Raw genomic sequence first — 18,285 nt, forward strand, 5'->3', positions numbered from 1 at the left:
TAAGCCTTGGTGCAAGCGATTGATTTGAAGGCTGATAAAGGGTAGTCATAAACATAAGAGGGTCTGATTGATCGAGAGAGAAACGAAGGTCTTGGACCACACGATAGACGTCTTTAAGGACTTCTAAAACAAGCAATCTATTATGGAGAAAGGTTGAAAGTATTGAAGAATGAGCTGAAACGATTTAAGGATATATTGAATGTTACAAGCATTAAGAATTAAACTAAAATTAAACGGCTTGTCTCCTATCCGATACAGGTTACAAGCCGCTTAAAGATTATTTGATTAAAGTGACGTATTTATGGGTTCAGTACATTTTAAAAATAGAAGGGGGTTTTCTTTTTTTTACTCTAAAATAAATAACTAAGACTATAAAAAACAATGAAAATTATACTTATAGCACCCTGATAATTCAGCTTGTTTTGAATACGGTGATGTTTCTTGACAGGGATTAAGCTTGGTAAGTAAATAGCAAGTGTAACTACAAAGAATAGAATTTGAACGAGGTAGAAAGACTGAGTGGGTAGTGAGGTGTAAACACCTGTAATACTCGCTAGTACTAGCATTGAAAAGACTATGTATATAATCTTTACGGGTATTTTTCTTTCAAGTATCTTAAAATTATATATTCCTTTAAGAAACTGCTGATTTATTTCTAAAGCTGTCATCAATATAATAAGGGGTATAAAAGATATCATTGCTTTATTGTTTAAAGTATTCGCCTGTGAATAGTAGGCGATAATATTTAGTAAAAAGCCAGTAAAATAACTATTTAATAGTATATGATAAATGGTCTTAACTAAAGGGACAAATTGGTACTGAACCACTATTATGATAATGTATATAATTAACAAAATATTTATAATGTAGTGCTGGTTTATCATAAAGAACAAAGCGGCTGTCAGCAAACCTATTAATAAAAGATAGTATATAATAGGTGATTTAGCCTTGGGATCTTTTAAAATATGATGATAATAATTGTAATGGTTAGTCATATTGCTTAAGATAACAACTAGTGCTAAAAGCCCAAGATCTAACCAGTCGACTTGCTTCACTGAATAAATAGCGGTAGTTAGTCCAAAACCAATCCACGACAAAGGATAGCCTACTAACTGCATCAAAGGATGTTTAAGTATGTTATTAATTGTGTTCATTGAGTTTCCTTTCAAGAGGATTTTATAATTGAAATTGTTTCTATTAGTATTCTAAGGTATAATTTACAACGTTACAACCACACCTCCTATACCTTTGATACAATAGGATTTAGAGATTATGGTTTATATAAAAGGGGCTAAAAAGTGACCAACTTATTCAGTTTAGCTTTCGCTTCCTCTTTTTGCTTTTTAGTAATATGAGTATATATTTCCAAAGTCGTTTTCACATCAGCGTGTCCTACACGATCCATGATGTACTTAATATCGAAATTATTTTCAACTAATAATGATATGTGGGTATGTCTCATGGTATGTGAAGTATAATCTTTGTTGACTTTCTTTATTTTATCATTTATTGGTGTCAAAAGCATTGGATTATTATTTCTGTTAGCAAATATTAAACGAGCTTCATTGCCAAAGCGCAATCGATTTAAGCTTATATTCTTATTAATTAACTCATTGATTCGATCGTTGGTCTGAATTACTCTATTTGAATGTGGAGTTTTTGTAGTTCCTGCTTTTCTTTTCGAACGGGAATCGATGGATTTATTTATTGTTATTTCAGAACCGTTAAAATCGTCAATTGTGAGCGCTGTGACCTCTCCAAAGCGCATCCCTGTTAAAATCATCACCTCGATAAGATCCCCTTGTATTTCGTTTAATTCTTGGCGTATTTTAGCTAATTCCCCTGGCAAGTCTTTGCTATCTATGAACTGTATTGACTTTCTTTTTTTTATTGGTTTAACTTTTAAAGTAGAAAATTCTAAATTATAAGTATAATCGTGATAGACAGACATATACTTAAAGCAACCACTAATTAATAGCTTCACTCGATTTGTAATTTGAGCGCATTTGTTTTGTTCGTACTGTATATCGTCTAGTAATTTTTGAATATCAAGAATAGTTATTTTATCAAGATAGTAATCGTAAAGATCAGCAGTTTTTATATAGACATTGTAAGTTGACCGCATGTTTTCAGTTGTGGAAGGGGCCCAACGTTTCGTTTTGAATTCAAAGAATTCAGTAAAACAATCCTTGAATTTTAGATTTTTTGTCTCTATTGAAGTTTTCTTTTTAGCTATTTTGTTATTCAATAATTGCTGAGCTTTATTTTTAGCTTGAGCAGATTTGGAATTTAGAGTAACGCTTACACGTTTTCTTTTACCATTTTTTTCGTTGGAATACCACTCAACAAATTTATACTTTCCGTTGGGTAAATCTTCAACCCACATGGTCAATTCTCCTTTCATTTGGTATAATAGGGTACAGAAAAGACACCCTTTAAAAAGGGGCTTTTCGTATTTATCAGATAGTCACAACTAACTCTTGGCGGGGGAAGTTGTGGCTGTTTTTTGTTTTAAAAATTTTTATTAATTATCAATGAAATTACATCACCATTTTCATCAAGTTTATAAGACACTATATATAGTTTATCAATGAGTTTACTCTTATAAATTTTTTCGGTTTCACTTTTATTAGAAACTAACTCTGTATCTTCTTCCATATACGAGAACATGTGACTATCTAAAAAATCCTTGTCCAAATTTATATTTGGGTGAAATTCAGGGAATTGAATTTCTATTTGCGAGATTACATCATCTTCAATTAAATTAAACAGTACAGATTCATCTTTGTATAAGTTATCGTTTAATTTAGTCTTATCAGATTTGTTGATTTTTCCATATACTGTATCGACGGTAGCATCTTTAGAGGCTGTATTTAATGATTTACTAATCACTTTTTCCCCGTCAACAATAACAGAAAAAGGTTCATCTAAGTTAATTGGATCGTATACATTTAGTGTAAAACCACCACTTAACTCTTCTGAGATATATTGACTAAGTTCAATAAAGTCATTAACAATTTTATCTTTTTCTGCATTATATAAGTCAGGAGTTGTTGAAACAAAATTAAAGGTGCGAGTTTCTTTTTCGTAATTAAACCAAAACTCATCTGATAGAGTATCTGCAAAAATTAAAGTTAATGTGGCTTCTTCGGTATTCAAGTCCGAGTATTCATCAATTGTCATAGCATTTACTTTTAACAACAGGCTAAAAAATATAGTTGCAACAAATAATAAAGATAATAATTTCTTCAATCTAATTCTCCTTTTACTCTATACATCTGGACAGCTTCTTCTGCGACTTCTTCAGTAATTCCAAACTCTTCAGCTAATTCGTATGGCATCACGCTCTCCTTTTTTACGATAAAATTTTTCAGCTTTTCAATGGGTACTAACTTCTTATATCCCCAATTCCTGGCCTTACGCTCCTCTTTACCATTAAATCTGTAATCGGTTATATCTTTAGGAGTAGAGGTCTTATAATGACCAATTTCTTCCGATAAAACACATATTGCTTTATCAAATGGTAAATCTTTATTTAAATAAACCGTCTTATCACAAATTAAGCCAGGTAATTTATCAGGAATATCTTTATCAAACACAAATGTTAATTCATTATCAAATTCCGCTAACAGTTTTTCAAATGCATTCATATAATCACCCACTTATCTTCTGTGTTTTGATTTTATAAATTCAATGTAATCTCTAATATCTTCCATCTCTTCTTCAGTGAAATCTCCATCTATATGAGCAGCTACTAAAAAATCGTCATCATCTTTAATAGTTGGATTGTCAGTCCTTCCTAACAAATAATCTATCGACACATTAAAGTAGTCTGCAACCTTAGTTAAGTTCTGTCCACTAGGTATTTTCTTTTTCCAGGAATATAGTGTGTTTTGTCCTAAGCCTACTCTTTCTTCTAAAACATTAATTGAAATTCCTTGCTTATCACATAAAATCTTTAATCTATCAAATGGTGTCATAACAATGATCCTTTCAATAAGAACACAAATATTAAAACAAAGTTTAAAAATTGTTTGACAATTAAAACAAAGTCTAATATACTGTGTTCAGTAAGTTAATTCGTTAGTAATACCGTTAGTTAAAAATAGCAGTTTCTTACATACATAAAACGTTGGGGAACGATTTTAGTAAGTTGCAAATGCTTTTAAGTACCTTATTTAACTGTGCTTTTATATTAAAACAAAGTCTAAAATAAGTCAATGCTTTTAACGGTTATTCTAACGAATTACCTTACATTATAAATTTGAGAGAGGAGGAGTTAAGAAATGAATGAAGAAGTGCTAGAAAATTTTAAAGAAACTCGCTTCATACCTACTTATATAAAGTTGATTAAGTGGATGGTTGAAAACAACATAAAAAAAGAAGACCTCGCAATGGCGTGCAAGATCTTCTTACTAACGAAATAATTATTTTAAGAATGCTTCTCTAAAAGCTTTTTGTTGATCTTCGCTTTCTTGAATTTGTTTTTCAATAATTGGTTCGTTATGTTTTACCACTACATCAAAAGCAGCTTTGTAAAGTTCTAACGATTTAGTAGCTATTTCTTCAATGCTGCCATCGAAAGAATGAGCAGATACTACAGTTTTAGCAAACTTATGAGCGTTAATTGTATCTTTCATATTTTTCCCTCCTTTCTAAAGGAGAGTATATCAAATTAATAATTAAGAAAGGAGCTGATTTAATGCCAGAGACAATCGAAGCAAGACAAAGGGTTTTAGATTATAAGGATGAAAACAAAATTTCTTATGAACAATTAGCTGTCATGACTGGTTACAGTAAGCCAGAAATATTTAATGCTTTAACTGGCAAGTCAAACACACCAAAATCCAATCAGATTATTCTGAAACTTATTCAGATGTTTGGACTGGCTTAGAAAGGAGTGAGTTTTATGAAGTGCCCAGCATGTCATAAAGAAATGGTGATCACGAATCAAACAGAAAAGACAAAGACGTTTTACTGTTCAATCTGCGACAAAGTGAGGTCTAAAAGGAGGGAGGATAATCATGGAACTGACACCAATACCAAATGATGTAATGTTTGCAACAACAACACAAAAACTCCCTGAGGTAATTATTGGATTAGGAAAACAACAAGCTGCTAGATACGTTTCAGAAATGTACGCAGATCCAGAATTTTCAGACGGGGTGATTAAACCGACACAAAAAACAACGATAGTAATTATCTCTAGATTTATTGAATTTCTTAGAAAAATGGATGCAGAAAAATTTAAGTAAGGAGGAACGCAAATGAACATCAAACTAGAAGAAAACTGCGAAAGACTAAAAAGAGAAAAATTGCAAGAAATGAAGAAAAGACAAGATAACATTCTTTACTTCGTTCTTAATTTTCTGTTTTACTTTATTATCGCATGGCCGTTCGTTTCATTACTTTTTGAAGAGTTGGGGTGGTATGGTGGATAGAATTTTATTTCAAGCAATTTTACTAGACGAAGAACTGTGTGATTTTTTACGTGAGCATTTTAATAATGGTGGGTTTATTAGCAACCAAATTTATTTAACCATATTCCGCGGCAAGAAAAGAGTCATTTCACGCGAATTGATGTTTAAACAATTGGAAATGGAATTTGAATTCCAAAAAGAAAAAGCACCTACCGTGCGGGGTTAGGCGCTTAGAAAAATATATCTGAGTTAATTATACCATAAAAATGGAGGTCGAATAGTTGAAAGAGGAAAAGAAGGTGGAAAACAGCATCAAACGGTATTTAGATAGTTTAGGAGCTTATCATTTAAAAATACATGGCTCAGCATACATGCCTGCTGGAACACCCGATATTTTAGCTTGTGTGAAAGGTAGGTTTGTAGCGATAGAAGTAAAAAAGGCCAAAGGCGGAGTGGTTAGTGCCTTACAAAAACTAAAAATTAAACAAATTAATCAAGCGGGCGGGATAGCTTTTGTGGCGAACAGTTTGGAGGTTGTTAAAAATGAGTTATCAAGACACGATCTTATATAACTTCCAAAAAGAAATAGTGAATTCATCTAATCCTAATTATCTAATAGCTAGTGATGTTGGTACCGGAAAAACATTAATGGCAATCCATCATTATCTTAAACATAACAAAGGAGAACCATTATTGATTGTCGCTCCGCCTGCAAAGATAAAAGAAGGTGGATGGGATGAAGATATTAAATTGGTTCAAGAACGATACTCTATAGAAATTAACTATCAAATGTTGTCTTATGGAGTCTTAGCTAAAAAGTGGAAACAATACCATAGACATTTTGTCGTATTTGATGAATGCCATTACGTTAAAAACCCAACCAGCCAAAGAGGTAAAGCAGCCTATCAACTTACTAAGTATTCCACTCATTTTTTATTGCTAAGCGGAACACCTGCTTCAAACAGTATAGCCGATATGATCAATTATTTTATTATGTTTGGTTTTACGAAGAATAAAACTCAGTTTAATCGCGAGTATGGAATATGGGAACAAAAGTTTTTTGGTAATAAAACAATCAATGCCGTAGCTGATTATAAAGAAAAGAATAAACTGCTCGGCTGGTACAAATCTTTCACTACAAGCGTCAAGAAAGATGATGTATTAGATTTGCCACCAATACTATTTAAACAAATAAATTTCAAGGCTAGCAAAGAGTACAAGGTTATTGAAAAAGACCGCGTATTAGAAGATAAAGCTTATGATAATCCATCCGCTTTATTGCACGGTTTGAGAGAACACGCAAACATTAAAGACAAATTAGCGTACTTAGAAATGCTGTTTGAAGCCACAGACAATAACATCGTTATCTTTTATAACTACATTTCCGAACTCAAAAATATCAAATCGATCACAAAAGATAAAAAGGTATTTGAAGTGAACGGAAGTAAGCAAAACATACCTCATAAATCGGATTGGGAGAAACTCAAAAACAGCGTAACGCTTGTTCAGTATCAAGCAGGGAGTGCAGGGGTCGAGTTGCAGTATGCAAATATTGTCGTCTACTACACGCCTACATACAGTTATCAAGATTATGCGCAGTCTCTAGGAAGAACGCATCGAAATGGTCAAAAAAGGAAAGTTACAGTCTTTCAATTCTCAACTAACAAGACTATCGAGGAGTCTGTTTGGAAGGCTCTGGCTGGTAAGAAAGACTTTGATAAGAAAATATATTTAAAAACAAAATTAGGAGTGATTTAAATGGCGGAACCAAAATTAATTTTAACAAAAGAAAAGGAAGCAAAAGCAACCAAACCTATCTTTATTGATGTTGAATTGTTGGATGGGATAAAAGAGTTAAAGCAAGAAACAGGAATATCTATCCAAAGAATTGCGGAGAAATTTATTAAATACGGTATAGAAAATGTTGAGATCGAGGAGGTTGATTAAATGTTAGAAACATTTAATGGCTTTGGATTGCAAAAGCAAGACGACAACGTCACTAAAGATCGAAATATTTATGTTGGCGGCTCAGACGTTCCGACTATTCTTGGGATCAATAAATACAAAACGCAGTATCAGCTAGCTCAAGAAAAATTAGGCATCATAGAAAACGAGTTCCAAGGAAATGCTTATACAACATACGGCAATCAATTGGAGCCTCAAATTAGAGACTATATTAATTCGGTTAATGAGATGTCTTTTATCGTGAATACATACCACGATGAAGAAAAATCCATCCGTTCTAACGTTGACGGTATTGATTTAGAAACAATGACGCTACTTGAAATAAAAACGCATGGTAAACAACCTAAGCTAGAAGTCTACAAGGCTCAAATGCAGCTATACATGGCTCAAACAGGTTGCGAGATGGGATGGCTAGCTTTGTATGAGCGACCAGAAAACTTTGATACAGACTTCAATAATGAACAATTAGAAATAGTTGAAGTGCCTGCGGATAAAGACTATCAAGAAAAGATATTAGATAGTATTGAAACTTTCTGGGTGAGGGTTGAATACCTAAGAGAAAAGCCAGATATGACTGAAATTGAATTTATGACAATTGGAACAACTATGGACGTTGCTTTGATGAAATTAAATAAATTAGCCCCCAATTTAATACGTTATAAAGAGTTTGTTAAACATCTCGAAGATCAGGAGAAGCAGTTAAAAGAAATGCTTTATCAAAACATGGAAGAAAACGACGTTAAGAAAATAGAAACACCGTTCTTTATCGTAACCCGCGTTTTACCAAGTCAATCTAAGCGATTTGACAGCAAAAAGTTTAAGGAAGACCATCCGGATATTTACGAAAAGTATCAAACAACTTCTAATCGAAAAGGTTACATCAAACTAACAGAAAGGAATGATAAATAATGCCAATCCTACCAGCAAACAAACCACAAAAAGTGGTGGACACTCCTAAGAACTTCTTTATCTATGGAGCTACTATGAACGGAAAATCTTACTTAGCCGGAGAGTTTCCTAACCCGTTATTTTTAGATACAGACGGAAACGCCAGCGCTAACCCTTATCCATCCATTCAATTAAGAAACATTCGAGGGAAAGACGGAAAAATTAAACAATCAGTAGTAGACCAGCTTGACCAAATTATCACGGAATTACAAACAACTAAGCATAGTTTTGAAACGATTGTGCTCGATGTTATTGATGACATTGTAGTAATGATCGAACAATATGTGTGTGACCGAGAAGGTGTTGAAACAATCGGGGATATTGGTTATGGAAAAGGTTATGCAGCCTTTAACAATATTTTTCAGCAGCTTGTTATCGAACTAAAAGCATTGCCACTAAATATTATTTATGTTAGTCGAATCATGACTTTTGAAGAAAATAACGTGACTTACGAAAAACCATCACTTAAAGAAAAGCACGTGAACATTGTTAATGGAAATTGTGATTACATGATTCAAGCTAAGAAGATAGGTAAAAACTATATCCGAGTAGTTAAAGACAAGCGTAAAAACTATAAGAGGGAGAATATTGATGACGAGCGTATCATCACTATTTTAGATAGTGTTTCTGGCGCTTTTGAGAAAACAAGAAAAACAGACCGGACTGTTCAAGAGAAATTAGTTAAAAAGATGGAAGAGGAAGAAGAAAAGCAAATTTTAGAAGAAACTCCTCAATCAAACGCTGAGGAAGTCCAAACATCGGAAGAAGCTGAGGAAGCTATTGAAGAAGCAATACCACAAAAAGAGTTTAAACAATCTAAGGCCGCAGAAAACAAATCTGTCCAAGGCCCAGTTTCAACCCGCCGCAAACCGAAAGTTAAATAATAGGAGGAAATAATTATGTCATTAAAAGAAATCGCAATGGAAACTCTAGGTAACTTTGACCCAGCGAAAGACAATCCCAACGGTCAAGGTAATATTCCTGTCGGAGAGTACGATGTAATCGTTGAAAAAGCAGGACACGTCGTTTATGAAAGTGGTTATGACTGTGTAGCCATCACTTGCAAGGTGGTCGGCGGAGAATACGATAACCGCAATGAATTAATTAATATTAATGTAGACCCTGAAACAGAGTCATATAAAAAGTATCCTTTCTTGTTATCAAAGAATATTAAAATGATTAGTCAACTAGCTTTCGCATGCGATATCAATCTTTCAGATGATGATTGGGAAGATCAACTATCCTTAGGAGATGCTTTTGCTAAAGAGGCAGTGGGTAAACAGTTTGTATTAGAAATTACTGAATCTAAGAATAAAAAGGATCCATCCAACCCATACAGAAATTATCAATTTTTAAAATACGCAGAAGATGAATTGCCATTTTAAATTAGAAAGAGGTGAAATAAATGGCTGAGTATTATCAGCTACATATTCATCCGATACCATACGAACGTAAGCCTGTTGAAAGTGAAGCTGCTAGAATCAGCCAGACCATCGTTGATGAAGTAGAAGTAGTTACTCCGAAACAATTAGCAGACAAAGTGGCCGCTGGCCACACTGTCTGTTTAGGAGTAATGAACGGAAAGAGGAATAAGAACAACTTAATCGGCCAACAAATACTTATGCTAGATTTTGATAACACTGTTGCTAAAAACGGAGTTAAGACAAAAGTTCCGGAAGACGATTATGTAACAATCGAAGACGTTCTACAAAGTTCTTGGATCCAACACAATGCGGCTTTTATCTATAAGTCCTTTAGCTATAAAGACGATTGGCAAAAGTTCAGAGTGGTTATTTTTATTGACAAAATACTAAGAGACCCAAATCAGGTAACCAATACTTATAAATGGTTAATGAAAAAATTTCCACAAGCAGACCCTGCGCCGAAAGATTGTAGTCGTATCTTTTATGGTGGGACGGAAGTCATTGAAGTTAATTTTCATAACACCTGGGCATCAGAAGAACTAATTGAAAAAACTAAAAAATCAGCTAATACAGAAAATTTTAGAAATGTAACACCTTTAAACAAACGTCAAGCCAGTCAAATGATTAGAGGTTATATAGGCAGAGAGCGTGAGAACTTGGAAGAATACGGAAACGCCCTTTCAGCAATCTCGGTCATTGGTAAATCTGTATTGACTGGCGAAATACAAGAAGACTGGGCTAGAGAGTATGTTGAACTGCTAGCTTTAGATAATCAAAAATGGGCTGAAGAAAACCAGGTTAAGTTAAACGAGTTTTTAGGAAAAAAAGTAGATGACATTTATACAAACTACACCTTCAAATCTAAGTTTTCGGCCAAATCAAAATCTGATGAATTTGATGTGTTTGAGTTTACCGAAGAGTTTATTCGTGATTATCAAGTCGTTTACTACAGAAATAAAATATACGTTAAAAACGGCATTATATGGCGTTGTAATGAAAACGATATTTTAAGGGCCATCAATGAGTCTAAAAAGCTTAAAAAAAGCCAAGACAACGAAGTGCTGCATCAGCTGTCAAAGAATGCAGATGAATATGAGGGGGATATCGATTCCATTCAATTAGCTAATGGCTATCAGATTAAAGGCGGGCATATTGTTCAAGGAGCGTCCGATAATTTTACGCCTTATTTATTAGATGTGGAGTATAACCCGAAAGCCTATAGCAAAGAAGTGGATGATTTTTTAAATTTCTTAGTTATGGATCGGCCAGATTTAAGAAAAACGGTCGAAGAGATGTTGGGACATATTATCCTAATCAAAGGTTTTCCTCATTCCGTTTTCTTTCTTATCGGGAGACAAGGTGCTAACGGTAAATCAACTTTCTTAGAGATGTTGAACGAGTGGGTTGGAGATATGGGAAGTAATATCGCTCTAGATAATTTCAATGACGCTACCAGCGTCGGAGAACTAGAGGACAAGATAGTTAATATCGGGGATGATATTGACGCGACCTATTTAGAAAAGTCAGCTAATTTTAAAGCGTTAGCATCCGGTAATACTATTATGATACGTCCAATTTATCAAACGCCTAGAAGACTCCAAAATACAGCGACATTGATCTTTACAGCCAATGATATGCCGACCTTTAAAGATAAAACGGGAGGGATTGAAAGGCGGCTGGTGATAATTCCATGTGACAACGTTGTTGAAAAGGCGGATTTTGGTTTAATAGATAAACTGACCACCAAAGAAGCAAAGTCTTATTTATTAAATGTTGCCCTTAAAGGCGTGGAAAGCATTCGCCATAACGGTGGCAAAATAACTAAAAATTCTATTGTTGATAGTATGGTCAAGACTTATTTAGAAGATGTGGATTCGGTATTGATGTTTGAAGACGAAGAAGGCATTGATCCCAACATGGACAAAAAGTTGATTTATAAATCCTATCAAGATTTTTGTATGATGTATGGAATGAAACCTCAAAAAGTAACTTCTTTCACTCAAAAATTAAAAGATATTGGATACGTAGTAAAAGACACAAAACAAATTGGGAAACGGGTTAAATTGTACATTAAAGAATAATAGCCCCGACTTTTCCCCGACTTTTCCCCGACTTTTCCCCGACTTTTCCCCGACTTTTTCAAAAAAGTAGGGGCCGGGTAATTGCTTGATGTTATTGGGTTTATCTATATCTATATTTATTTTCCCCTACTTTTAAGAAAAAAATATTAATAATAATTAATAATAATAATTAATAAGGGGATTATTATTACAAAAACAAAAAAGAATGGCAAAAAAAGTAGGGGAAGTCGGGGACTTTATTCTAAAGGTTATTGTATCAAGTTTTATAGTGGCCCCTACTTTAAATTAAAGTAGGGGACAAAGTGGGGGCTAAATTAAAATGTAGGAGGTTTAAAATGCGTGAAGGATTAGAAGTCTTAGTAACAGACGAACAAGGGAATACAGAATTATTTACTTCTAAGCAAGCAGTATGTGAGCGGTTTGGAATTCGATATCCTACCTTACAAAAGTATGCTGAAAGTAAAGAGATTTATAAAGGATTGGTATTTGATTTTAATCCATCATCTTATGACAAGAAACACTTATCAGGCAGGTGCGAGACAAATATCGAAAGGAAGAAAAAGAAGATGGGTGCTGAAATAAAACCACCAGTAAAAGTGAATGCGCCAAAAACATTAGGCGATATTCATGCGGATATATGCAAACAACTAAACGAAACTTATGTTGCCAAAAATCACGATTACAACAATTCGTGGGAACGTAATCTAAACAAATACGGTTTAATGGCTTTTGATATGCGAGCAAACGAAAAAATGGAACGGATTGGCGTCGCAGCGATGGGTAAAGAATTTAAAGTTGAAGACGAAAAGGTAAAAGATACGTTATTAGATTTAGCGAATTATTGCATTATGACTTATATGTGGGTGACGAAAGAGGAGGACGAATAAATGCAAGAACTAATCACTAAAGTAGAACAGTGGTTCATAGACCGCAACTTGCACACTTTAGACGGTACAGGTCAACTAGTTAAGCTACAAGAAGAAGTCAATGAATTGAAAGATGCGTACGAAAAGAATGACCGTGAAGAAATGATAGACGCAGTTGGAGATATAACTGTTGTTTTAATTGTTTTCTGCATGCAGACAGGATTAGACTTTGAAGAATGTTTGGCTAGTGCGTATGAAGAAATTAAGGATAGAAAAGGTAAAGTTGTTGATGGTGTGTTTGTGAAGGAGGCTTATTAATATGTTAACAAAAGAATTTATTAAAAAAGTTAAAGAGATAAATAAAGATTGGGAAATAAAAGTAATAGATAAGGGTATATACATTAAAATGGGTTGTACATATTATTGTAGTGTAAGAACTGATGAAACCTATGCCATTGATACAAGATATGGAAATTTTTATGAAATGAGCGAAAGAGATAAAGAAAAACTTTTAAAACTATGCGTAGAATACGCTTCGACCCCGATTGAAGATAGAGAGGTTAAATTATCAGATGTTGAAAGAGTTATTTTGGAGAGCGTTGGAAGTATTAACTATATTGCAAGAGATAGTGATGATGATCTATACGCTTACAAAGACAAGCCGACTAAAAACTCTTACGGTTGGAAAGTAAATAATAATATCGATGACTATATAAAATTAAATAAAAATTTATTCTCCTTTATCAAATGGGAAAATCAAGAACCGACTGAAATTATTGATTTACTGGAGGCTGATTAAATGCCACTAATCGTAGCATTATTATTAACCGTACTTATCATGTCATCAATATACAGAAAGGACGAGTTCGATTGAAAGAACGAAAAGTAGGAGATCGCTACCGACCCATTGTAACGATTAAAAAGATGAAAAAAGGTAAGCCCACTGTTATTAAGGTCAGTGGTGAGACGTATATTTTAAGACACCCTGACCAGTTTCAAGGAGGGAAGCAATGTTTGAATGGCTCGAAAGCTTTAAAGAAATAAAAAATAAGATAGAGTTCTATCAATTTCAACTAGAAGAATCAAAAGCTGAATTGAAGCGCTGGGTTGATGGAGATCTACAAAAGATTAAATTAGAATCAGAATCTCTATCCAGTAACTTAGAAGAAAACATTAAACGTTACACAAAAGAATTAGAAATTATAAAAGACCGTCGGGATAAATTAACGAATTTAATTAAGGGCTTTGAAGATTTAGACTCTCAAATTTTAGTCATGAAATATATTGAGAAGAAATCATTGTTTGAAATCTCTGAAGACCTTGGATATTCCTATCAACATATCCGTGAGAAACACTCTCGATTAGTTCAGGCTATTAAATTAGCAGATAAGATTTCGATGGATGATTTGAGTGAGATATAAATTGTATGATGAATATACCTACATTGAACCTACACTACATCTTGCTATTCTATAGTATGATGGTAGTGAGCAAATTGTGATTGATTTGCTGACTCGTGCGACGACATTACCTCCTTTTGTTTCCACCCCATAAATTTGGGGTGGTTTTAATTTATTAAATTTATTTTAGCGAATTTATTTTGAGGATTTATTTTTAGAATTTTATTCCAAGAATTTATTCGCTAATTTATTTTGATTTAAAAAAATAGGAGTTAAATAATTAGTCGATTTGTTTTTAAGATTTGTTTTTTTGATTTAAGAATGGAGGGATAGTGATCAGGTGGAGTTATCAAAGGATTTATTAAAAGAACTTCAAAGGTTAGCAAGACCTGATCTTCCTACTCAAGAGATCGACAAGAATCAATTCTATTGGTCGAGTGCTTGGCGTAAGTTGTCTCGCCGTATCAAGCAAAGAGACAACAATGAATGCCAAGTATGTAAGTCACAAGGGAAAGTAACCCTTGGAAGTAACAAGAAGAATGGCAAGATTTTGATCGTTCATCATATCAAACCAATTGAGTTCTATCCTTCACTAAGACTTGATGAGGATAATTTGTTAACTGTGTGTATCGATTGTCACAACGCAATACACTTTACATCAAGTGAAAGCATTGAGTGGGATGATGAATGGTGGTAAATGTCAATTTGTTTTAAGTTTATGATCTTCAAAGAGGGTGGGTGGTTTTATATTCCGTGAAACATTCCCCCTCAAAAAGTTTCACAAAATTTAAATCCTCTTATCAGCGGGCGGGTAGGTCGCTTCCCAGAAAAATAAGTAATTCTTTTTTTTAGAAAGGGGGGGTTCTGTGGCTGACATTCCGATTAAAACTTTGAGAGAATACTATTATTCTCGAATTGATGAAAAGGATTTAGGTTCCAAAGATGATGTTGACCGTTTAATCGATTTAATAAATATGCACCGAAAATTAAGACGAGAAGTACATAAAACTGGCGTTTTAACCATAACAGAGAATGGATCTCAATCATTTACGAAAACGAATGATGGGATTGTTAAAATGAATGACCTAAACAAAACAATCAAAGATTTGAAAAAATCAATTCAATGGAAGTCAATTGATAACCACTCCCAGGTTACGAGTAAAATCACGAGCAAAAATAAAAATAACTTAAGGAATTTAATTGATGATTAGCCAAGTTTATATTGATCAATATATAGACACTTGGAAATCAGGTAAAATACTCGTTAATGAAGAACAAGAGTTATTATTTGAATGGGTTCACAAAAGAATCTACACGCGAAATGATATTTATTTTGATGAAGATCAAATTGAAAATTGTATTAAGTTCATAGAAAAATGGTACTTTAAATTAGAGCCTTTTCAAAAATTTTTAATTGCTTTCGTATTTTTAAAGTATAAAGGCAAGAAAAAGGTGGTTTTTAACCAATTCTTTTGGACTATGGCACGAGGTGCAGGAAAGAATGGATTGATTTCTGGGTTAAGTCATTACTTAATCAGTGATTTACACGGCGTCAATGGGTATAACGTTGGTGTGGTGGCAACTTCCGAAGACCAAGCGGTAACCTCAGTTGAAGAAACTTACAATGTTATTGATGAAAAAGAGGTATTGCAAGTTCATTTCAGACATAATCTGTCTAAAATCATATCAAGAAATAATAAAAATTGGTTCAAGTATTACACTAGTAATGCGGATACAAAAGAAGGTGCCCGTTTGGGTGCTATTATTTTTGATGAAATTCATGAATTTATGGATAGCAAAATTATCGGAGCCTTCCGAATGGGGTTTGGTAAACGACCATATAGTAGAACTTTCTTTATCGGTACTACAGGATTTAAAAGAGATGGCGTTTATGATGAATTAATGAAACGTTCACTCGACATCCTCCATGGCAAAACGGAAGAATTTGGATTTTTCCCTTTTGTTTGTAGATTAGACAGCATAGAAGAAATGAATGACTTTGATTACTGGCAAAAAGCTAACCCAATGTTTCAAAAGCCAATGTCTGAATACGCTGAAATATTATTTGATGAAGTTATAACGGATTATAACGATTTGAAATATGGGGGCGATAAAGGGTTCTTTATTGTTAAGCGTATGAACTTTGATGATATTGAAACAAAGGAAAATGTTGCAAGTAAAGAAGATGTAAAGGCTTGTAATAGAGAATTACCAGATTTAACGGGTTACCCTGGAATCGGAACTTTAGACTTATCTAGTAATAAAGATTTTACTGCTTGTGGTGTTATTTTAAGAGAAGGTCCTAAATATTTCTATGATACACATTCTTTTGTACCGAGAACATTTCTCAATAATTATGAAATTAGCATTCCAGTTGATGAATGGTCTAAGCGAGATCCTATAACTGGTAGAGAGCCACTTTTAACAATTGTCGAGGAAGTAGATATACCAATAAGTTATATAGTTGATTGGTTTGTAATGAAAAGAGAAAAATACAATATTAACACTATAATTATTGACCGTTACCGAAAAGATTATGCAGAAAAAGCTCTAAAAGAAGCAGGGTTTGAAGTGATCGTTGTCATGAAATCTCAAGCAATCGCAGCAGGTATCGGTATTAGAATCCAATCAATATTTAGTAGAAGATTACTTAGTTGGGGATATAACCCACTGATGAATTGGTTTACGAATAATGTCTATGTGACCAGAGATAAATATAATAATTTAGTCTTTGGTAAAAAAGGTAAAGAAAGAAGAAAAACGGATGGTTTCATGGCCATGATGTTAGGTATTTGGAAGTCAGATGATTTAATTGAGAATGAACCTGAAGAATTTGTTCTTGGAGACTTTTATAGTTAAATGTTGTCCTACCATATGACATTAAACTGGGTAAATAACCCAAGGGAGGTGTTTGGATGTCTTTAGTATTTGTCCGTCAGTTAGGATTAAAGTAAGGAGCGTGATCCAACATCTCCCACGTCTGGGTTACGACGAATATTTAATAAAGGTGGTGGGTTAAGATTGGATTAATGACGTATATTAAACATATTTTTACTCCTGAAGAAAAAGGAACAGCAAACGTCCCTATATCTGAATGGACAGAACTTTATAGTTTGTATAAGGAAACGCATTTAAAACAAGCAGCACTCGATACTGTTATCGGAAAAATAAAAAGTGCAGCAACTTTAGTTGATTTTAGATCAAGAGACAGCGCATTGAACTATTTATTTAATCATTCACCAAATGATAATATGAATTCAGTTGACTTTAAAACGAAATTAATTGAAAAATTATTATTAGAAGGTGAATGCTTAGTTGTTCCTATTAATAATAAGTTGTATATTGCTGATTCATTTAACGTGTTTCGAAATAAAGAAATGGCACCATATCACTATAAGGATATTGTAATTGGTGAGTTAGCTTTAAATAAAACTTATTATGCGAATGAAGTTTTTCACTTTAAATATTTTAATGAGAAGTTAACGCTGTTCTTAAAACAGTTGGATGAATCTTACTCAACGCTTTTTAGTCGATTAGTAGACGTTCACATGAGAGAACAACAACTTAGAATCTTTGCTCAATTTAAGTTTTTGAATTCTCCAAATAAGAGTCAAAAACAGCAAATGGAAGATTATAAAAAATATTTAGCAAATATTAAAAATGAAATTGAAAAAGAATCGGTTGCTATCTTACCAAGACAATTAGACTATGATATTGAGGAACGTTCACAGACCTTCTTAGGTAGATCGGTGACAGAATTAGGCGATTTGGAAAACATGTATGTTAAACAAGTAGCTAATGCTCTTCAAGTTCCGCCATTATTATTTAGTGGTGATTTAGCTGATATTAGTCAACATCGAGAAGCGTTCGTACAATTTTGTATCAAGCCCATTATTCAAATTATAGTTAATGAAGTGAATGCAAAGTACTTCACGGAAGCTGAGATTAAGGCTGATGATTTGTTGAAGTATAGCACGATTAATTTACTTTATAATAGTGAGCTTGAAATGGGCAAAGATATAAGAACAATGATGGAGTCAGCCGTTTGGACCATTGATGATATTAATGAATTAATGGGCAAACCAAGAGAAAATACTTCCTTAACTACTAGGAGGTTTATTACACGCAATATGGCTCCATTAAATGACGACGGAAGCATGCAGATGAAATAATCTGCTATT

General features: G+C 33.4%; 27 protein-coding genes and 1 pseudogene. 22 read left to right on the forward strand and 6 right to left on the reverse strand.

All coding sequences use genetic code 11. From position 1 onward, the window contains the following. Positions 1-191: 191 nt before the first annotated feature. Positions 192-274, forward strand: a pseudogene (locus ACQV2Q_RS04340) (IS3 family transposase); the annotation flags it as partial. Between the two features lie 76 nt (positions 275-350). Here the strand turns inward: ACQV2Q_RS04340 and ACQV2Q_RS04345 are convergent. From ACQV2Q_RS04345 to ACQV2Q_RS04365, 5 genes are all read right to left on the reverse strand, one after another. After that, a complete protein-coding gene (locus ACQV2Q_RS04345; RefSeq protein ID WP_428875898.1) occupies positions 351-1,154 on the reverse strand; it encodes a hypothetical protein in 804 nt (267 codons plus the stop codon). A 137-nt stretch (positions 1,155-1,291) separates the two neighbouring features. Next, positions 1,292-2,386 carry a site-specific integrase gene (locus tag ACQV2Q_RS04350; RefSeq protein ID WP_428875899.1) on the reverse strand — a complete coding sequence of 365 codons (1,095 nt, stop codon included), beginning with the start codon at positions 2,384-2,386 and terminating at the stop codon, positions 1,292-1,294. Positions 2,387-2,511: 125 nt separating this feature from the next. Beyond that, on the reverse strand, positions 2,512-3,252 hold the full coding sequence (locus ACQV2Q_RS04355) for a hypothetical protein (RefSeq protein ID WP_428882006.1): 741 nt from the start codon (positions 3,250-3,252) through the stop codon (positions 2,512-2,514). Further along, the gene (locus ACQV2Q_RS04360; RefSeq protein WP_428882008.1) at positions 3,249-3,650 is read right to left on the reverse strand and encodes an ImmA/IrrE family metallo-endopeptidase; all 402 of its coding nucleotides are present in this window, start codon (positions 3,648-3,650) and stop codon (positions 3,249-3,251) included. The genes ACQV2Q_RS04355 and ACQV2Q_RS04360 overlap by 4 nt, the downstream gene beginning before the upstream one ends. Positions 3,651-3,662: 12 nt before the next feature. Beyond that, positions 3,663-3,980, reverse strand: coding sequence for a helix-turn-helix domain-containing protein (locus tag ACQV2Q_RS04365; protein WP_428882009.1), 318 nt, complete (start codon positions 3,978-3,980; stop codon positions 3,663-3,665). 306 nt (positions 3,981-4,286) lie between these two features. Between ACQV2Q_RS04365 and ACQV2Q_RS04370 the strand changes: the two genes are divergently transcribed. Next, entirely contained in the window at positions 4,287-4,427 is a 141-nt protein-coding gene (locus tag ACQV2Q_RS04370) for a hypothetical protein (RefSeq protein ID WP_428882011.1), read from the forward strand. Here ACQV2Q_RS04370 and ACQV2Q_RS04375 read toward each other — a convergent pair whose 3' ends face one another. Beyond that, positions 4,428-4,640 (reverse strand): hypothetical protein, encoded by a 213-nt coding sequence (locus ACQV2Q_RS04375; protein ID WP_428882013.1) that lies wholly within the window; start codon positions 4,638-4,640, stop codon positions 4,428-4,430. It abuts the gene before it with no gap. 62 nt (positions 4,641-4,702) lie between these two features. Here ACQV2Q_RS04375 and ACQV2Q_RS04380 point away from each other — a divergent pair, with 62 nt between their 5' ends. From ACQV2Q_RS04380 to ACQV2Q_RS04475, 20 genes are all read left to right on the forward strand, one after another. After that, the gene (locus ACQV2Q_RS04380) at positions 4,703-4,894 is read left to right on the forward strand and encodes a hypothetical protein (RefSeq protein ID WP_428882014.1); all 192 of its coding nucleotides are present in this window, start codon (positions 4,703-4,705) and stop codon (positions 4,892-4,894) included. Between the two features lie 130 nt (positions 4,895-5,024). After that, a complete protein-coding gene (locus tag ACQV2Q_RS04385; protein WP_428882017.1) occupies positions 5,025-5,255 on the forward strand; it encodes a hypothetical protein in 231 nt (76 codons plus the stop codon). A gap of 12 nt (positions 5,256-5,267) precedes the next feature. After that, on the forward strand, positions 5,268-5,441 hold the full coding sequence (locus tag ACQV2Q_RS04390; protein WP_428882020.1) for a hypothetical protein: 174 nt from the start codon (positions 5,268-5,270) through the stop codon (positions 5,439-5,441). Then, positions 5,431-5,646, forward strand: coding sequence for a hypothetical protein (locus tag ACQV2Q_RS04395; RefSeq protein WP_428882021.1), 216 nt, complete (start codon positions 5,431-5,433; stop codon positions 5,644-5,646). The genes ACQV2Q_RS04390 and ACQV2Q_RS04395 overlap by 11 nt, the downstream gene beginning before the upstream one ends. 55 nt (positions 5,647-5,701) lie before the next feature. Continuing rightward, a complete protein-coding gene (locus ACQV2Q_RS04400) occupies positions 5,702-5,992 on the forward strand; it encodes a VRR-NUC domain-containing protein (RefSeq protein ID WP_428882022.1) in 291 nt (96 codons plus the stop codon). Then, the gene (locus tag ACQV2Q_RS04405; RefSeq protein WP_428882023.1) at positions 5,964-7,178 is read left to right on the forward strand and encodes an SNF2-related protein; all 1,215 of its coding nucleotides are present in this window, start codon (positions 5,964-5,966) and stop codon (positions 7,176-7,178) included. Before ACQV2Q_RS04400 ends, ACQV2Q_RS04405 begins: the two co-directional genes overlap by 29 nt. Next, positions 7,179-7,367, forward strand: a complete 189-nt coding sequence (locus ACQV2Q_RS04410; protein ID WP_428882026.1) for a hypothetical protein — start codon at positions 7,179-7,181, stop codon at positions 7,365-7,367. Beyond that, complete coding sequence (locus ACQV2Q_RS04415) at positions 7,368-8,294, forward strand: lambda-exonuclease family protein (protein WP_428882027.1); 927 nt, start codon at positions 7,368-7,370, stop codon at positions 8,292-8,294. Next, complete coding sequence (locus tag ACQV2Q_RS04420) at positions 8,294-9,217, forward strand: AAA family ATPase (protein ID WP_428882028.1); 924 nt, start codon at positions 8,294-8,296, stop codon at positions 9,215-9,217. Before ACQV2Q_RS04415 ends, ACQV2Q_RS04420 begins: the two co-directional genes overlap by 1 nt. Positions 9,218-9,232: 15 nt before the next feature. After that, positions 9,233-9,718 carry a DUF669 domain-containing protein gene (locus ACQV2Q_RS04425; protein WP_428882029.1) on the forward strand — a complete coding sequence of 162 codons (486 nt, stop codon included), beginning with the start codon at positions 9,233-9,235 and terminating at the stop codon, positions 9,716-9,718. Between the two features lie 20 nt (positions 9,719-9,738). Continuing rightward, positions 9,739-11,838: a DNA primase family protein gene (locus ACQV2Q_RS04430; RefSeq protein WP_428882030.1), complete on the forward strand. Its 2,100-nt coding sequence runs from the start codon at positions 9,739-9,741 to the stop codon at positions 11,836-11,838. 335 nt (positions 11,839-12,173) lie between these two features. Beyond that, positions 12,174-12,725 carry a nucleotide modification associated domain-containing protein gene (locus ACQV2Q_RS04435; protein WP_428882032.1) on the forward strand — a complete coding sequence of 184 codons (552 nt, stop codon included), beginning with the start codon at positions 12,174-12,176 and terminating at the stop codon, positions 12,723-12,725. After that, positions 12,726-13,022: a MazG-like family protein gene (locus tag ACQV2Q_RS04440; RefSeq protein WP_428882033.1), complete on the forward strand. Its 297-nt coding sequence runs from the start codon at positions 12,726-12,728 to the stop codon at positions 13,020-13,022. Between the two features lies 1 nt (position 13,023). Continuing rightward, a complete protein-coding gene (locus ACQV2Q_RS04445) occupies positions 13,024-13,503 on the forward strand; it encodes a hypothetical protein (RefSeq protein WP_428882034.1) in 480 nt (159 codons plus the stop codon). A 71-nt stretch (positions 13,504-13,574) separates the two neighbouring features. Next, positions 13,575-13,748 (forward strand): hypothetical protein, encoded by a 174-nt coding sequence (locus tag ACQV2Q_RS04450; RefSeq protein ID WP_428882035.1) that lies wholly within the window; start codon positions 13,575-13,577, stop codon positions 13,746-13,748. Continuing rightward, positions 13,715-14,125 (forward strand): DUF1492 domain-containing protein, encoded by a 411-nt coding sequence (locus ACQV2Q_RS04455; RefSeq protein WP_428882037.1) that lies wholly within the window; start codon positions 13,715-13,717, stop codon positions 14,123-14,125. Before ACQV2Q_RS04450 ends, ACQV2Q_RS04455 begins: the two co-directional genes overlap by 34 nt. A 319-nt stretch (positions 14,126-14,444) precedes the next feature. After that, the gene (locus ACQV2Q_RS04460) at positions 14,445-14,801 is read left to right on the forward strand and encodes an HNH endonuclease (protein WP_428882038.1); all 357 of its coding nucleotides are present in this window, start codon (positions 14,445-14,447) and stop codon (positions 14,799-14,801) included. Positions 14,802-14,970: 169 nt separating this feature from the next. Continuing rightward, positions 14,971-15,315 carry a hypothetical protein gene (locus tag ACQV2Q_RS04465; protein ID WP_428882039.1) on the forward strand — a complete coding sequence of 115 codons (345 nt, stop codon included), beginning with the start codon at positions 14,971-14,973 and terminating at the stop codon, positions 15,313-15,315. Continuing rightward, complete coding sequence (locus tag ACQV2Q_RS04470; protein ID WP_428882041.1) at positions 15,308-16,963, forward strand: terminase TerL endonuclease subunit; 1,656 nt, start codon at positions 15,308-15,310, stop codon at positions 16,961-16,963. Before ACQV2Q_RS04465 ends, ACQV2Q_RS04470 begins: the two co-directional genes overlap by 8 nt. 170 nt (positions 16,964-17,133) lie before the next feature. Continuing rightward, positions 17,134-18,276, forward strand: a complete 1,143-nt coding sequence (locus ACQV2Q_RS04475; RefSeq protein ID WP_428882042.1) for a phage portal protein — start codon at positions 17,134-17,136, stop codon at positions 18,274-18,276. Positions 18,277-18,285: the final 9 nt, after the last annotated feature.

It is taken from the genome of Facklamia sp. P12950, from assembly GCF_050409465.1.
In the GTDB taxonomy this organism is placed as follows: domain Bacteria; phylum Bacillota; class Bacilli; order Lactobacillales; family Aerococcaceae; genus Facklamia.

Excerpts from the sequence above, each read along its gene's own strand:
- ACQV2Q_RS04345 (WP_428875898.1), bottom strand. The coding sequence starts at position 1,154 with ATGAACACAATTAATAACATACTTAAACATCCTTTGATGCAGTTAGTA.
- ACQV2Q_RS04350 (WP_428875899.1), bottom strand. The coding sequence starts at position 2,386 with ATGTGGGTTGAAGATTTACCCAACGGAAAGTATAAATTTGTTGAGTGG.
- ACQV2Q_RS04360 (WP_428882008.1), bottom strand. The coding sequence starts at position 3,650 with ATGAATGCATTTGAAAAACTGTTAGCGGAATTTGATAATGAATTAACA.
- ACQV2Q_RS04365 (WP_428882009.1), bottom strand. The coding sequence starts at position 3,980 with ATGACACCATTTGATAGATTAAAGATTTTATGTGATAAGCAAGGAATT.
- ACQV2Q_RS04370 (WP_428882011.1), top strand. The coding sequence starts at position 4,287 with ATGAATGAAGAAGTGCTAGAAAATTTTAAAGAAACTCGCTTCATACCT.
- ACQV2Q_RS04375 (WP_428882013.1), bottom strand. The coding sequence starts at position 4,640 with ATGAAAGATACAATTAACGCTCATAAGTTTGCTAAAACTGTAGTATCT.
- ACQV2Q_RS04380 (WP_428882014.1), top strand. The coding sequence starts at position 4,703 with ATGCCAGAGACAATCGAAGCAAGACAAAGGGTTTTAGATTATAAGGAT.
- ACQV2Q_RS04385 (WP_428882017.1), top strand. The coding sequence starts at position 5,025 with ATGGAACTGACACCAATACCAAATGATGTAATGTTTGCAACAACAACA.
- ACQV2Q_RS04390 (WP_428882020.1), top strand. The coding sequence starts at position 5,268 with ATGAACATCAAACTAGAAGAAAACTGCGAAAGACTAAAAAGAGAAAAA.
- ACQV2Q_RS04395 (WP_428882021.1), top strand. The coding sequence starts at position 5,431 with ATGGTGGATAGAATTTTATTTCAAGCAATTTTACTAGACGAAGAACTG.
- ACQV2Q_RS04405 (WP_428882023.1), top strand. The coding sequence starts at position 5,964 with ATGAGTTATCAAGACACGATCTTATATAACTTCCAAAAAGAAATAGTG.
- ACQV2Q_RS04410 (WP_428882026.1), top strand. The coding sequence starts at position 7,179 with ATGGCGGAACCAAAATTAATTTTAACAAAAGAAAAGGAAGCAAAAGCA.
- ACQV2Q_RS04415 (WP_428882027.1), top strand. The coding sequence starts at position 7,368 with ATGTTAGAAACATTTAATGGCTTTGGATTGCAAAAGCAAGACGACAAC.
- ACQV2Q_RS04420 (WP_428882028.1), top strand. The coding sequence starts at position 8,294 with ATGCCAATCCTACCAGCAAACAAACCACAAAAAGTGGTGGACACTCCT.
- ACQV2Q_RS04425 (WP_428882029.1), top strand. The coding sequence starts at position 9,233 with ATGTCATTAAAAGAAATCGCAATGGAAACTCTAGGTAACTTTGACCCA.
- ACQV2Q_RS04430 (WP_428882030.1), top strand. The coding sequence starts at position 9,739 with ATGGCTGAGTATTATCAGCTACATATTCATCCGATACCATACGAACGT.
- ACQV2Q_RS04435 (WP_428882032.1), top strand. The coding sequence starts at position 12,174 with ATGCGTGAAGGATTAGAAGTCTTAGTAACAGACGAACAAGGGAATACA.
- ACQV2Q_RS04440 (WP_428882033.1), top strand. The coding sequence starts at position 12,726 with ATGCAAGAACTAATCACTAAAGTAGAACAGTGGTTCATAGACCGCAAC.
- ACQV2Q_RS04445 (WP_428882034.1), top strand. The coding sequence starts at position 13,024 with ATGTTAACAAAAGAATTTATTAAAAAAGTTAAAGAGATAAATAAAGAT.
- ACQV2Q_RS04455 (WP_428882037.1), top strand. The coding sequence starts at position 13,715 with ATGTTTGAATGGCTCGAAAGCTTTAAAGAAATAAAAAATAAGATAGAG.
- ACQV2Q_RS04470 (WP_428882041.1), top strand. The coding sequence starts at position 15,308 with ATGATTAGCCAAGTTTATATTGATCAATATATAGACACTTGGAAATCA.
- ACQV2Q_RS04475 (WP_428882042.1), top strand. The coding sequence starts at position 17,134 with ATGACGTATATTAAACATATTTTTACTCCTGAAGAAAAAGGAACAGCA.